Genomic DNA, 12683 nt, shown 5'->3' on the forward strand with positions numbered 1-12683 from the left:
GGTTAGCCGCAAGCGTGTTTTGTGGCTGGTAGTGGCCGGCGTTTGCTGCATTTGTGGGCGTCGGCGAGGAGGCGAGTTTGGTGTCACTGCTGAAGGTCGAGGGATTGCGTAAATCCTTTGGTGGTGTCCACGCCTTGAAGAACGGCCAGTTCGAACTGGCGGCCGGTTCGGTCCACGCGCTGTGCGGCGGCAACGGCGCCGGCAAATCCACCTTCCTGTCGATCCTCATGGGCATTCATCGCCGCGACGGCGGCAAGATCTGGCGCAATGGCGAGCTGGTGGAGTTCTCCAGCCCCGCCGAAGCGCTGGCATCCGGCATCGCCATCATCGAGCAGGAACTGAGCCCGATCCCCTTCATGACGGTGGCCGAGAACATCTATCTCGGCCGTGAACCGCTGAAGCGCTTCGGCGGCATCGATTTCCGCGCCATGAACAGTGCCGCGCAAAAGCTGCTCGACGATCTCGAATTCGACATCCGCGCCGACCAGCAGATGGCGAGCCTGTCGGTGGCCAAAATGCAGCTGGTGGAGATCGCCAAGGCGCTGTCCCATGATGCCGAAGTCATCTTCATGGACGAGCCGACCTCGGCGATCGGCGAGCGCGAAGCCCAGCATCTGTTTGCTGCCATCGAAACGCTGAAGGCGCTGGGGCGCGGCATCGTTTACGTGTCGCACCGCCTGTCGGAAATCTTCCAGATCGCCGACGCCTATACCGTGTTCCGCGATGGAGCTTACGTGTCGAGCGGCAATCTCGCCGATGTGGATCGCCCGGCGCTGATCGGCATGATCGTCGGCCGCGAGCTGGGCGAAGAATATATCAAGACCAACGAGCCGACCGCCGAGATCGGCCTGGAAGTCCAGCAACTCCAAAGCCCGGCCAAGATCGCGGACATCTCGTTCCAGGTCCGCAAGGGCGAGATCTTCGGCATTTACGGTTTGATGGGCTCGGGCCGCACCGAAATCTTCGACAGCCTTTTCGGCCTCGATCCCCATTCCACCGGCCGCATCCTGCTGGACGGCACGGCGGTGAAGATCGGCCAGCCGTCGGATGCGATGGCTGAAGGCATCGCGCTCGTCACCGAGGACCGCAAGAAGACCGGCCTCAACCTCACGGACTCGGTGCGCGGCAATATCGGCCTCGCCAGCCTGCCCGAAATGAGCCCGTCCTTCGTCATGCGCCGGCGCGAAGAAGCGGCTGCGGCCAAGGCGATGATCGAGCGCTTCCACATCAAGGCCGCACGCGACACGATGGCGGTGTCCGGCCTGTCGGGCGGCAATCAGCAGAAGGTGGTGCTCGGCAAGTGGTTTTTGCGCAATCCGCGCGTGCTGCTGCTCGATGAACCGACGCGCGGCGTCGATGTTGGCGCGAAGCGCGAAATCTACCGCATCATCTGCGATTACGCGGCGGCTGGCGGCACGGTTGTGATGATCTCGTCGGAAATCGACGAAGTGCTGGGCATGTCCGACCGCGTCATGGTGATGCGCGGCGGCCGCTCGGCCGGCATTCTGGAACGCACCGAGGCCAACGCGCAATCCCTCGTGCATCTTTCGACCTGACGACTTGCGGTCCACGCGACGCAATGGGGAACTTTTAATGTCCGATGTGAATGGTAAGCCTGCGGAAGGCCTGATGGGATCCGAACGCCGTCGTTTGCTGATTCAGGAATACGGCATCTTCATCGCCTTCCTGATCCTGGTGGTGGTTCTGTCGGTTTCGAACCCGTACTTCCTGACGGCCGGCAACATTTCCAACGTGCTGCTGCAGACCTCGATCAACGGCGTCTTGGCCATCGGCATGACCTTCGTGATCCTGACGCGCGGCATCGACCTGTCCGTTGGCTCTGTTGTGGCACTCGCCGGCATCGTCAGCGCGAGCTTCGCGACGACTTCGGCTACTGCGGCCGTATCCGGCGCGCCCTATCCGGTGTTCGTGCCGATCGCGGTGGGTCTGGCAGTGGGCGTGGCCTGCGGCGGCGTGGTGGGTGCGATCGTGTCGCGCTTTGCGGTGCCTGCCTTCGTGGCGACCCTCGGCATGCTGTCGGCCGCCCGTGGCCTCACGCTGATCTACGGCAACGGCCGTCCGGTGCCCGCACTGGTTCCGGAATTCCGCTGGATCGGCACCGGCAACATCCTCGGCATTCCGCTGCCCGTGGTGATCCTGGCGATCGTCTTCGCCGTATCCTGGTGGGTGCTCACCCGCACGCGCTTTGGCCGTTACATCTATGCCGTTGGCGGCAATCCGCATGCGGCCAAGACCTCCGGCATCAACGTCACGCGCATCCGCTTTTCCGTTTACGTGATCTCGGGCGCGCTGGCTGGTCTCGCCGGCATGATCCTGTCGGCCCGTACCGGTTCGGCGCTGCCGCAGGCCGGCATCGCTTATGAGCTCGATGCCATCGCAGCCGTGGTGATCGGCGGCACCAGCCTTGCCGGCGGCGTCGGCCGCGTCACCGGCACTTTGATCGGCGCGCTGATTATCGGCGTCATGAACAACGGCCTCGATCTCATGGGTATCCAGTCCTACTACCAGCAGATCCTCAAGGGTGCGCTGATCGTGGGTGCCGTGATGCTCGACCAGAAACGCAATCAGGACGCCTGATCGCGGGGAACTGCCAAACGAAATCGGGCCAATTCCGGCCCGCCCAAACGCTCCTAGGGAGGAACTACCTATGAAAAAGTTGTTGCTGACGCTTGCCATGGGCACGTCGCTGCTCGCCTCGCCGGTCATGGCGCAGGAAAAGCTGAAGATCGGCGCGACCGTTTACGGTCTCAATGCCGAGTTCATGCAGATCTGGACGTCCGCTTTGCAGCAGCACCCTGCCGTGAAGGCAGGCGAAGTCGAGGTCACGATCTTCGACGGTCGTTATGATGCGCTGGTCCAACAGGAACAGTTCAACACGATGATCACGCAGAAGTATGATGCGATCTTGATCGTGCCGATGGACGTCGAAGCCGCTGCTGCTCCGGTTCAGGCTGCCGTCGATGCCGGCATTCCGGTTGTCGGCTCCAACGCCCGCGTCAACTCCGAAGTGCTCACCGCCTATGTCGGGTCCAACGACGTGGAAGCCGGCGAGCTGGAAGCCAAGGCCGTCCTCGACAAGATGGGCTGCAAGGGCAATGTCGTGATCCTCGAAGGCCCGATCGGCCAGTCCGGCCAGATCCAGCGCCTCGAAGGCAACCAGAAGGCGCTTGCCGCTTGCCCGGACGTCAAGGTTCTCGAGCAGCAGACCGGCAACTGGTCGCGCGCTGAAGCCCAGACCCTGATGGAAAACTGGCTGACCTCGCATCCCGGCCAGATCAACGGCGTCATCGGCCAGAACGATGAAATGGCGCTCGGCGCGATCGAAGCCATCAAGGCTGCGAACCTCAAGGTCGAAGACTTCGCGATTGCCGGCGTCGACGGCGTGACCGACGCGATCAACGCGGTGAAGGAAGGCCAGATGGCCTCCATCCTGCAGGACGCGAACGCGCAGGCTCAAGGCGCCCTCGACATCGCCATCAAGGCTGTGAAGAAGGATTACGAGCCGCAGTCCGAAATCTGGAAGCAATATCCCCAGATGGAATGGAAGGACGGCACCGGCAAGGACTACCTCGTTCCCTGGACCCCGGTAACCACCGAAAACGCTGACAAGCTGCTCGAAGCCCGCAGCAAGCTCTAAGCCGAAACTAGGAGCGGCCTCGCCCTCTCGAGGCCGCTCCAATCTCTTCTGTATTCTGCCAAGGACCAAGCGCATGAGCGACGTCGCCCCCACAATCGACCTCAATTTCCCGCTGACGGATCGCGTGGCGCTGGTCACGGGTGCTGGTTCCGGCATCGGCGCGGCGATTGCGTCGGCGCTGGCCGCCAAGGGTGCGCGGGTGGCCTTGCTCGACCTCAATGAAGCCGCGGCGCAAAGCCAGGCCGATACACTCGGCGGGGAGGCCAAGGCGTTCCGCTGCGATGTGTCCGACCCTGCTTCCGTCCAATCAGCCGTTCAGGCCGTGGTCGACGCCTTCGGGCAGATCGACATTGCGGTCAACAGTGCCGGCATCGTCGCACTCGCGCCTGCCGAAGAGCTGTCGCTCGACGCCTGGGACAAGACCATCGCGATCAATCTGAAGGGCACGTTCCTTCTGTCTCAGGCTGTCGGGCGCGCCATGATCGCCGCTGGCACCAAGGGCCGCATCATCAATCTCGCATCGCAGGCCGGCACGGTCGCGATCGACGAGCATGTCGCGTATTGCGCATCCAAGTTCGGCGTCATCGGCCTGTCCAAGACGCTCGCCGCCGAATGGGGCAAGCACGGCATCACCGTCAACACCATTTCGCCGACCATCGTTCTAACCGAACTCGGCAAGCAGGCCTGGGGCGGCCAGAAGGGCGAAGACGCCAAGAAGCGCATTCCCGCCGGCCGCTTTGCTTTCCCGGAAGAAATCGCAGCCGCAGCCGTGTTTCTGGCTTCCGACGGCGCCCAGATGATCAACGGCGCCGATCTCCTGATCGATGGCGGCTACACCATCATCTGATCCGCATTCCCCACAGCACAGATTTCTATCGCGTCGGAGTTCATCATGCAGCGTTTCATCAACAATCCCGATGATGTGGCCGACGACAGCGTTCGCGGCTTCGTAAAGGCGCACAAGGACCTGGTTCGCCTGTCGGACAAGAACCGTCGCGTCGTGGTTTCGACCGCAGCCCCGGTCAAGGGCAAGGTCGGCGTGATCACCGGCGGCGGCTCCGGCCATGAGCCGGCCTTTGTCGGTTATACCGGCCGCAACATGCTGGACGCCGTTGCTATCGGCGAACTGTTCTCGTCGCCGACCGCCAAGAGCTTCCATGAAGCGATCAAGGAAGCCGATGGCGGCGCGGGCGTGATCTGCTTGTATGGCAACTATGCCGGCGACAACATGAATGTGAAGATGGCGGCCAAGCTCGCCGCCAAGGACGGCATCGAAGTCGCGACAGTGGTTGCTAATGACGACGTGTGCTCGGCCGGGCCGGAAGAGCGCGACCGCCGCCGTGGCGTGGCCGGCGAGATCTTCCTGTGGAAGATCGGCGGCGCCAAGGCAGCCTCGGGTGCCAGCCTCGAAGAAGTCCGCGTGACCTCGCAGAAGACCATCGACAATTGCCGCTCCATCGGCGTCGGCCTCGGTCCCTGCACGCTGCCGGCCGTCGGCCATCCGAACTTCACCATCGAGCCCGGCACGATGGAAGTCGGCATCGGCCATCATGGCGAACCCGGCATCCGTGTCGAGCCGTTGAAGACAGCCGCCGAAGTTGCCCGCGACATGTGCCAGATCGTGCTCGACGACCACAATCTGGCCGAAGGCACCGAAGTGGCCGTGCTCGTATCGGGTCTCGGCGCAACGCCGTTGAACGAGCTTTACATCCTCAACGACACGGTGGAAGCCGAGATCACCGCACGCGGTCTCACCATCTACCGCACCTTTATCGGCAACTACTTCACCTCGCTCGAAATGGTCGGCGCGAGCTTGACGGTTCTGGCCTTGGACGAGGAGCTGAAAAGTCTCCTCGATGCCGACGCCAGCTGCCCGGCCATGCTCTGAGATCAGGAAACGAAAACATGCAGAGCTTCAGCAATTCCGCTTCCGGTGCCATCGTTTTGAGCATGGCAGACCGCATCGTCGAAAACCGCGCCTATCTCAGCGAGATCGACGGCAAGATCGGTGACGGCGACCACGGCGTGAACATGGCCAAGGGTTTCGGCATGGCCGCCGATCGCTTGAAGGACGGCAATGCCGGCTTAGGCGAAGCCATGAACACGTTGGGCGACGTTCTGATGAGCGAGATCGGCGGCTCCATGGGTCCGCTTTATGGCATGATGTTCACCGAGTTCTCGGAAGTCATCGAAGGCAAAGAGCAGATCGATCCCGCCACCTTCTCCGCCATGCTGCACAAGGGCTTAGCTGGCATCCAGGAGGTCGGCTCGGCCAAGGTCGGCGACAAGACGCTGCTCGACACCTTCGTGCCGGCACTCGAAGCCTTCGATGCCGCCACTGCCGACGGCAAATCCTTCGGCGAAGCGCTCGACGCATTTTCCGCTGCTGCCGAGAAGGGCAGGGACTCCACGGTCGACATGGTTGCTAAAATTGGCCGCGCCAGCCGCTTGGGCGAACGCTCGCGCGGTGTGCTTGATGCCGGTGCGACCTCCTGCGCCATCATCCTGACGACCTTGGCCGAGGGTGCCAAGGAGCGTCTCGCCGAACCAGCCTGAGCCAACGCTTTCTTGCCTGCCGGTTCTTCCGAAAGAAGGGCCGGCATCTTACATAGATACCAGCAGGATCTCCGCCACTGCGGCAACCGCCTTCGGCAGACCTCCTTATCTTCCAGATGCGAGACCAAGGGGTCTCACCGGAGCTTCCATGACTGAAACCCGCTCTCTCGTTCTTGAACGCAAAGGCGAGCTTGCGCTGCGCGAGATCGACCTGCCGACGCAAGTCGGCCCGAATGACGTGAAGATCGCAATCCACACCGTCGGCGTCTGCGGTTCCGACGTTCATTACTACACCCACGGCAAGATCGGACCTTTCGTCGTCAACGCGCCGATGGTGCTCGGCCATGAAGCTGCCGGTACGGTCGTGGAAGTCGGTTCGAACGTCACCAACCTCAAGGCTGGCGACCGCGTTTGCATGGAGCCGGGCATTCCGGACAGCAATTCCCGTGCCTCGCGCCTCGGACTTTATAATGTCGATCCGGCCGTTCAGTTCTGGGCGACGCCGCCGGTTCATGGCGTGCTGACCTCGCAGGTCGTGCATCCCGCGTCCTACACCTTCAAACTGCCGGACAACGTGTCCTTCGCCGAAGGCGCGATGATCGAGCCCTTTGCCGTTGGCCTCCAGGCCGCGCAGAAGGCAAAGATCGCGCCCGGTGATGTCGGCGTGGTGATCGGTGCCGGCCCGATCGGCATCATGATCGCGCTGGCGGCGCTGGCCGGCGGTTGCGCCACCGTGGTGATCGCCGATCTGTCGGCCGAGAAGCTGGCGATTGCCGGCCAGTACCCGGGCATCGTGCCGGTCGACATCCGCTCGCAAAGCGTCAAGGAAGTCGTCGACAAGCTGACCGAGGGCTGGGGCGCCGATGTCGTGTTCGAGGCCAGCGGTTCGGCCAAGGCATGGTCGACTTTGCTTGAGCTGCCGCGCCCGAGCGGCTGCGTCGTCGTCGTCGGCCTGCCGGTCGAACCCACCCCGGTCGACTGGTCGCTGGCTTCCACGAAGGAAGTGCGCTTTGAGACGGTGTTCCGCTACGCCCACCAGTATCCGCGCGCCATCCAGATGCTCGGTTCTGGCAAGGTCGACCTGAAGCCGCTGATTTCCGACACCTACACCTTCGACAAGTCGGTTGAAGCTTTCGACCGTGCTGCCGAAGGGCGCCCAACCGACGTCAAGATCCAGATCACGATGCCCTCCTGAGTGGCATCGTTCAATCGACGGAGAAAACCCATGAAGATCGCAATTGCCGGCGACAGCGCCGGCGCTCCCCTCGCCAAGGCTTTGGCCGAACATCTGTCCGCCCGTGACGGTCTGGAAGTCTCGGAACTGAGCACGCCGCCGGCCGGCTCCAGCGAGCTTTACGCCAACCTCTCGGAGCGTGTCGCCAGCGGCATCCTCGACGGTACCTATGACCGCGCGATTCTTTGCTGCGGCACCGGCATCGGCGTGGCGCTGTCGGCCAACAAGGTTCCCGGCATCCGCGCCGCCCAGACTCACGATGCTTATTCAGCGGAAAAGGCAGCGTCGTCCAACAATGCGCAGATCATCACCATGGGTGCGCGCGTGATCGGGGCCGAGCTCGCGAAGACCGTCGCCGACGCTTACCTCGCATCAGACTTCGATCCGAACGGTCGCTCAGCGGACAACGTCAAGGCGATCGACGCGCTCGATGCAAAATACCACGGCAGCGCGGCTTAAAGCACGCGTTTTGCGCTGCGACTTGGGCAAGTCGTGCGCAGAATTGAGCCTTCTAACCCTCTGAAGGCTCGTTCCCAAGCGTGTCGGCCATCGCCTCCACGATGAGCAAGGCCGACACCGCGCCAGGGTCGATATGCCCGATCGACCGCTCGCCCACCCGCGCCGCACGCCCCCGCACAGCCATCATCGCGCGTGTCGATTCAGCCCCATCGGCTGCGGCGCCGAGCACGTAAGTCCATAAATCCGCAGGGTTTTCTCGAAGTGCCTGCTGCGCCGCTTCCGCCGCCGGAAGCCAAACATCCAGCATCGTTTTCTCCCCCCGGCTCCCTTTGCCCCGCGCCGCAATGCCGGCCGCAATCCCCTCCAGCATCGCCGCAGGATCCAGCACGTCTGAACCATCCAAGCGCTTGGCCGCATTGAGAAATCCGCTCGCATAAAGCGGCCCGGTCGAAGCCCCGACAGCGTCCAGAAACGCACTCGCTGCCGTCCTGAACACCTCCGAAGGGCTCACCTCCGCATCGAGCTTCGCCAGCGCCGATGTCACCGCCCGAAAGCCCAGCGACATCGTCATCCCATGATCCGCATCGGCAATCGCCCCATCCAGATCCGACAGATGATCCCGCTGCGCATCGATCGCGGCTGCGGCTTGGCTGAACATCGCGATCAGGCGTTTTGATCCTAGATCTTGCATGAAGTCTCTTTCGCAGACTGAGGCGAAAGCCCCATAAGCCATTGTTGTGGCATCATTATTTCCCAACTCGGAAAAACGGCGTATCGCACGGATGTGCCAGCAATTCGGCAAGCTCATCATCGAGATGCATCACCGAAATCGACGCGCCGACCATGTCGAGCGAGGTGCAATAATGCCCGACCCACCGCGCTGCAACAGTCAGCCCTTTGGTCTTCAAACGCTGTTCCACCCGCCGATAAAGCACATAAAGCTCCATCAAAGGCGTCGAACCGAACGAGTTCACGAGCACTGCCACCCGGTCCCCCGATTGGCTCGGCATTTCCGTGAAAATCCGGTTCATCACCATATCCACCACGGCATCCGCCGATTGCATCGGCTCCCGCGCCACGCCAGGCTCGCCATGGATGCCGACGCCCACTTCCATGTCCTGCGGGCCGATGCTGAAGTTGTAGCGCCGCGTTTGCGGCATGGAGCAGGGCTCCAGCGCCACGCCCATCGTATAGGTTTGGAGATTGGCTTTTCGCGCCGCGCGTTCGCAGGCGTCAAGCGACCAGCCCTTGTCGCACGCCGCACCCGCAGCCTTGAAAATCAATACGTTACCAGCCACGCCGCGCCGCCCATCGCGATCTTCGGCGCGCGATGACGCGATGTCGTCCGTGGTCACGACCGTCCGCACCGGGATGCCGTTGGCTTGAACGAGCTCGGCGGCCATCTCGAAATTCATCGTGTCGCCGGCATAATTGCCGTAAATGAACAACACGCCTTCGCCGCCGGATACGGCTTGTGCAGCCCTGGCAATCGGATCGGGAGGAGGGGAGGAAAACACATTGCCGACCGCCACCGCATCGGCCATTCCCGGCCCAACATAGCCGAGAAAGCACGGCTCATGCCCTGAGCCGCCGCCGACCACTAAGCCAACTTTCCCTTCGCGTGGCGCTTCACGCGCCATGAAGGCACGTCGCGTGCCGGGCACAGGCTCCAGATACGCGCCATGCGCACGCACCGCGCCGTCCAGCATCTCGTCGACGATGTCGTCCGGATCGTTCAAGAACTTTTTGACGTGACGACGCTGCACTTCAGCCGGGGCTGAAGGCTCTGTCTGCGGCCGCTGCGTGGGGCGGGTGAGACCCTTGACCCCATCGGCTTCCAGCAGCGCCTTGCCCGTGGCAGCATCGGTGACGAGAATGTCGGCATAGCCGCCCCGCAGCGTGCCAAGGATCGCCGGCACCTTGTCGATCCCACCGGCAACGGCAATGCGCCGTTCGATGCCCCGCAAAGATTCCAGCGAAATACCGAGGGTGCGATCACCCAGCGGCCCGCGCACCGAACGCCCTTGAACGTCGATGAAACGACCGGCGATCACCCCGACGGCATTCAGCCCAAGGTAGGTTTGTAGCGGCGCGTGATCGAAAAAGCCGCTGGAATGAATGGTGGAGTTGGGGCGCAGCGAAGACACGCCGAACACGGCCCGGCTGGCATGGCTGAGCGCCTGGAATTGCGACTGGATCAGCGGCTCGGCCATCAGCATGTCGCGCATGGCCGATGATGACACGATGCTGGGCGCCGTAATCGGCACGCATTCGGCCTGGATTGCGGAGGCGAGACGCGCGGCGCAGATTTCCGGCGAGTCGGGCTGGCCGGTGGTAACGCTGCCCGTCGCCTGCACGACCCGCACATCCTGCAAGCCTGTCAAAGTGGTGGCCGCTGCCACCGACAGGATCGTGCGCCCCCATCCCACGGCGATCGTGTCACCGGACCTCACGAACTGCCGAAGCACAAGGCTCCCCGCCGCACCCAACCTGTCGATCAGCGACGCTGCCGGCTCCGAGCTCGGCACCACAAGACAGTCATGCAGACCGAAATGCCGCTTGAGCTCCTGTGCCACCGTAAGGGAGGCCAGGCGCTGTGGATCTAGGGTAATATTGACGATGCCGCGCTCGCGGGCATCCGCGAGATAGGCGTTGACGGTTGCTCGCGAGATCCCCATCGCCTCGGCGATCTCGCTCTGCGTGAGACGGTCCTCGTAGTAAAGCCAGCAGGCCCAGACTTGCGGATCGTCGCCAAATTTCAGGGGAATGACGCTTGAACCGATAGACGCCGCGGCGCGCGCAGACCGGTTCTTGGCCGAGGTGGAACTCTCCGTCACGCTGTCATCTCGTCACTATCCTCCAGTCAGCGCCATCCTCCGCGCCTTGGCAAGAGGATGGTTCAGGCTGGAGCCGCGTGCAAGTTTTTGTAACAACCGGGTCTCACTTCGCGTCGCGAGAATAAGATGACGCCCGCTTTTTCCGCCGCTAGGGTTTCTGCATGAACAAATGTCTGATGGCGCTCGGCGCATTCCTCGCTGTCACCCTGCCGGCCCACACGCAGCCGGCGCTAGAGGCTGGATTGGCTGGCGCTTTACGCGGCTGTACGGAATGGGTGTTGCGCCCGGCAAGCTGGGCCGATGGACCCAAGCCCTTCCTCGCCGCAATGGGGCTCGGCAACACGGTCGGGCTCCTGAAGTCTGTTGCAGACGAATCGCTGCCGCCACCGGGCTTGCGCACGGCCAATCATTATTGGCGCATCAACTCGCAGCTCGATGCCGGCTATGTCCTCGTCGTGTCCGACCAGATCCCCATGTGCCACATCACCGGTGGCGGAGACGCGGACCTTCAACCCATTGTGGAAGCGGTTCTTTCTTCTCCCGGGTTTGTCGAGCAATGGGAGCAGGTCAGTAAGGAAGGCGAGGGCGAGATGATCTCCACGCGCTTCCGGTCTCGCGAGGAGCCGAAATTCATCTTGGTCGTCAGTCGCGCGAAAGAGGCGGGCGGGAGACAGGATCGCGTGCAGGTTCTGGCGACAGCGATCTACGACGTCGGGCAATGACCCGTCTGCCGCACGTCGAATAAGGCTTCAATGCAGCTCGTCGTCGGTTGGCGTGAGGCCTAGAAGTGCCCGCCAACGCCAGATCCGATCATCAAGCCATTGTCGAAAGGGCGAACTTGCCGATCTGATAGGCAGATCGAGAACCATTGGTTTGACCACCCGGCGAGGCCCCCAGATGAGTGGAGTGCCCGGCGCCGCGCCGCCATACATCTGCAGCATGCTGAGGTCGGACACGCCACGGATGGCTCCGTCACGATCGCGCAGAACGATCCAGCCCGGCGCATCGCTGCCGCCGCCCGGCATGGCAAACAGCAACGGTCGGCTGCAAAGAGTCAGGGTCCATCGACCATCCGGACTGGTTTCGTGAAGATATGGCTCTGAGCAGGCGAGCCGCCCTTGGGGAACAAAAAGAATCGCTGCGACACAAGCGGCCGATCCGAAAAACAGCCACAAGGCAAAGTGTTTCAACATGATGCCTTTGTGCAACGTCTTGTTGGACGCTTCAACCTGGACTTGGCTTTTGGCGCTTCCTGAGGCCACTACAGCGAGGCATATACCGCTTGAGCTTTGTCAGCATTGCGCACACCCTCGTGTGTACAGTCAACTTTTCATAGACATTTGGGCTATATGTGGCATATAGGCGCTAAGCGAAACACGCTTTTGGGACGGGTGAGACGATGATGGTTCGACTGATTGTTGCTGGTGCGTTGGCTGCCGGCATGTTTTCGACGGCAGCCGGTGTTGCTCAGGCTCAGCCTTCCACGTGCGGCTGCGCCGTTAGCGGCGCTCAGTCGGCAGCGCTCGGCACGATCCAGTCTTCTGAAGGCCGTGTTGTGATCGTTGGCGCCAAGGGCCCACGGCAGGCGGCGGCTGGCCAGTCGATTTCGGCTGCCGATCGCGTTGCAACGAGCGTCCAGAGCACGGCCGTGGTTGTTGCTGGTGGCTGCCAGGTATCGCTTGCTGGCGAGCAGGAATTGCGCTTCGAGCGGCAGGGTGAAAACCTCTGCGTTGCCGTGAACGATACGGGTGCCGTGAACACAACGGGCCAGGTTCGCAATAACAACAATGGCGCTGTTCCTGGTGCTGCTGGTGGCGCCGGTGTTGCCTCCTACGCTGTGCCGGCTGCGGCGGCTGTTCTTATCGGTGGTGCGGCAATCGCTACCGCGACTTCGGACTCGGATAACCGCGTAAGCCAGTAAGCTTCGATCGGGCCGTTC

13 protein-coding genes are annotated in these 12683 nt (G+C 62.6%); 10 read left to right on the forward strand and 3 right to left on the reverse strand.

The window, feature by feature from the left end; genetic code table 11:
- Window positions 1–77 precede the first annotated feature (77 nt).
- The 8 genes from IE166_RS00810 (at window position 78) to derI (ending at window position 7907) form a co-directional block, all read left to right on the forward strand.
- The gene (locus IE166_RS00810) at window positions 78–1556 is read left to right on the forward strand and encodes a sugar ABC transporter ATP-binding protein (protein WP_189500959.1); all 1479 of its coding nucleotides are present in this window, start codon (window positions 78–80) and stop codon (window positions 1554–1556) included.
- Window positions 1557–1593: 37 nt separating this feature from the next.
- Window positions 1594–2598 (forward strand): ABC transporter permease, encoded by a 1005-nt coding sequence (locus IE166_RS00815; protein ID WP_189500961.1) that lies wholly within the window; start codon window positions 1594–1596, stop codon window positions 2596–2598.
- Between the two features lie 70 nt (window positions 2599–2668).
- Window positions 2669–3658, forward strand: coding sequence for a substrate-binding domain-containing protein (locus IE166_RS00820; protein WP_189500963.1), 990 nt, complete (start codon window positions 2669–2671; stop codon window positions 3656–3658).
- Between the two features lie 73 nt (window positions 3659–3731).
- On the forward strand, window positions 3732–4505 hold the full coding sequence (locus IE166_RS00825) for an SDR family oxidoreductase (protein WP_189500966.1): 774 nt from the start codon (window positions 3732–3734) through the stop codon (window positions 4503–4505).
- A gap of 45 nt (window positions 4506–4550) precedes the next feature.
- Window positions 4551–5546, forward strand: a complete 996-nt coding sequence (locus IE166_RS00830; RefSeq protein ID WP_189500967.1) for a dihydroxyacetone kinase subunit DhaK — start codon at window positions 4551–4553, stop codon at window positions 5544–5546.
- A 17-nt stretch (window positions 5547–5563) separates the two neighbouring features.
- Window positions 5564–6214 (forward strand): dihydroxyacetone kinase subunit DhaL, encoded by a 651-nt coding sequence (gene dhaL / locus IE166_RS00835; RefSeq protein WP_189500969.1) that lies wholly within the window; start codon window positions 5564–5566, stop codon window positions 6212–6214.
- Window positions 6215–6362: 148 nt separating this feature from the next.
- Window positions 6363–7409, forward strand: a complete 1047-nt coding sequence (locus IE166_RS00840) for an NAD(P)-dependent alcohol dehydrogenase (RefSeq protein ID WP_189500971.1) — start codon at window positions 6363–6365, stop codon at window positions 7407–7409.
- 30 nt (window positions 7410–7439) lie between these two features.
- A complete protein-coding gene (derI, locus tag IE166_RS00845; RefSeq protein WP_189500973.1) occupies window positions 7440–7907 on the forward strand; it encodes a D-erythrulose-4-phosphate isomerase in 468 nt (155 codons plus the stop codon).
- Between the two features lie 52 nt (window positions 7908–7959).
- On the opposite strand, the gene dhaL (IE166_RS00850) is transcribed toward derI, so the two are convergent.
- Together dhaL (IE166_RS00850) and IE166_RS00855 are read right to left on the reverse strand one after the other, a co-directional pair.
- Complete coding sequence (gene dhaL / locus IE166_RS00850) at window positions 7960–8598, reverse strand: dihydroxyacetone kinase subunit DhaL (RefSeq protein ID WP_189503159.1); 639 nt, start codon at window positions 8596–8598, stop codon at window positions 7960–7962.
- Window positions 8599–8653: 55 nt separating this feature from the next.
- The gene (locus IE166_RS00855) at window positions 8654–10690 is read right to left on the reverse strand and encodes a bifunctional sugar-binding transcriptional regulator/dihydroxyacetone kinase subunit DhaK (protein WP_244641384.1); all 2037 of its coding nucleotides are present in this window, start codon (window positions 10688–10690) and stop codon (window positions 8654–8656) included.
- Window positions 10691–10905: 215 nt separating this feature from the next.
- Here IE166_RS00855 and IE166_RS00860 point away from each other — a divergent pair, with 215 nt between their 5' ends.
- Window positions 10906–11466, forward strand: coding sequence for a hypothetical protein (locus IE166_RS00860; RefSeq protein ID WP_189500976.1), 561 nt, complete (start codon window positions 10906–10908; stop codon window positions 11464–11466).
- A 27-nt stretch (window positions 11467–11493) separates the two neighbouring features.
- On the opposite strand, the gene IE166_RS00865 is transcribed toward IE166_RS00860, so the two are convergent.
- Entirely contained in the window at window positions 11494–11952 is a 459-nt protein-coding gene (locus IE166_RS00865) for a hypothetical protein (RefSeq protein WP_189500978.1), read from the reverse strand.
- Window positions 11953–12143: 191 nt separating this feature from the next.
- On the opposite strand from IE166_RS00865, the gene IE166_RS00870 reads away from it, so the two are divergent.
- Complete coding sequence (locus IE166_RS00870) at window positions 12144–12665, forward strand: hypothetical protein (RefSeq protein WP_189500980.1); 522 nt, start codon at window positions 12144–12146, stop codon at window positions 12663–12665.
- The last annotated feature ends 18 nt before the right edge of the window (window positions 12666–12683 follow it).

This window comes from Tianweitania populi (genome assembly GCF_014652875.1).
Taxonomy (GTDB): domain Bacteria; phylum Pseudomonadota; class Alphaproteobacteria; order Rhizobiales; family Rhizobiaceae; genus Tianweitania; species Tianweitania populi.

What these genes read in the sequence shown, in the direction of transcription:
- IE166_RS00815 (WP_189500961.1), top strand. Translation starts at nt 1,594, where the DNA reads ATGTCCGATGTGAATGGTAAGCCTGCGGAAGGCCTGATGGGATCCGAA.
- IE166_RS00820 (WP_189500963.1), top strand. Translation starts at nt 2,669, where the DNA reads ATGAAAAAGTTGTTGCTGACGCTTGCCATGGGCACGTCGCTGCTCGCC.
- IE166_RS00825 (WP_189500966.1), top strand. Translation starts at nt 3,732, where the DNA reads ATGAGCGACGTCGCCCCCACAATCGACCTCAATTTCCCGCTGACGGAT.
- IE166_RS00830 (WP_189500967.1), top strand. Translation starts at nt 4,551, where the DNA reads ATGCAGCGTTTCATCAACAATCCCGATGATGTGGCCGACGACAGCGTT.
- dhaL (WP_189500969.1), top strand. Translation starts at nt 5,564, where the DNA reads ATGCAGAGCTTCAGCAATTCCGCTTCCGGTGCCATCGTTTTGAGCATG.
- IE166_RS00840 (WP_189500971.1), top strand. Translation starts at nt 6,363, where the DNA reads ATGACTGAAACCCGCTCTCTCGTTCTTGAACGCAAAGGCGAGCTTGCG.
- derI (WP_189500973.1), top strand. Translation starts at nt 7,440, where the DNA reads ATGAAGATCGCAATTGCCGGCGACAGCGCCGGCGCTCCCCTCGCCAAG.
- dhaL (WP_189503159.1), bottom strand. Translation starts at nt 8,598, where the DNA reads ATGCAAGATCTAGGATCAAAACGCCTGATCGCGATGTTCAGCCAAGCC.
- IE166_RS00860 (WP_189500976.1), top strand. Translation starts at nt 10,906, where the DNA reads ATGAACAAATGTCTGATGGCGCTCGGCGCATTCCTCGCTGTCACCCTG.
- IE166_RS00870 (WP_189500980.1), top strand. Translation starts at nt 12,144, where the DNA reads ATGATGGTTCGACTGATTGTTGCTGGTGCGTTGGCTGCCGGCATGTTT.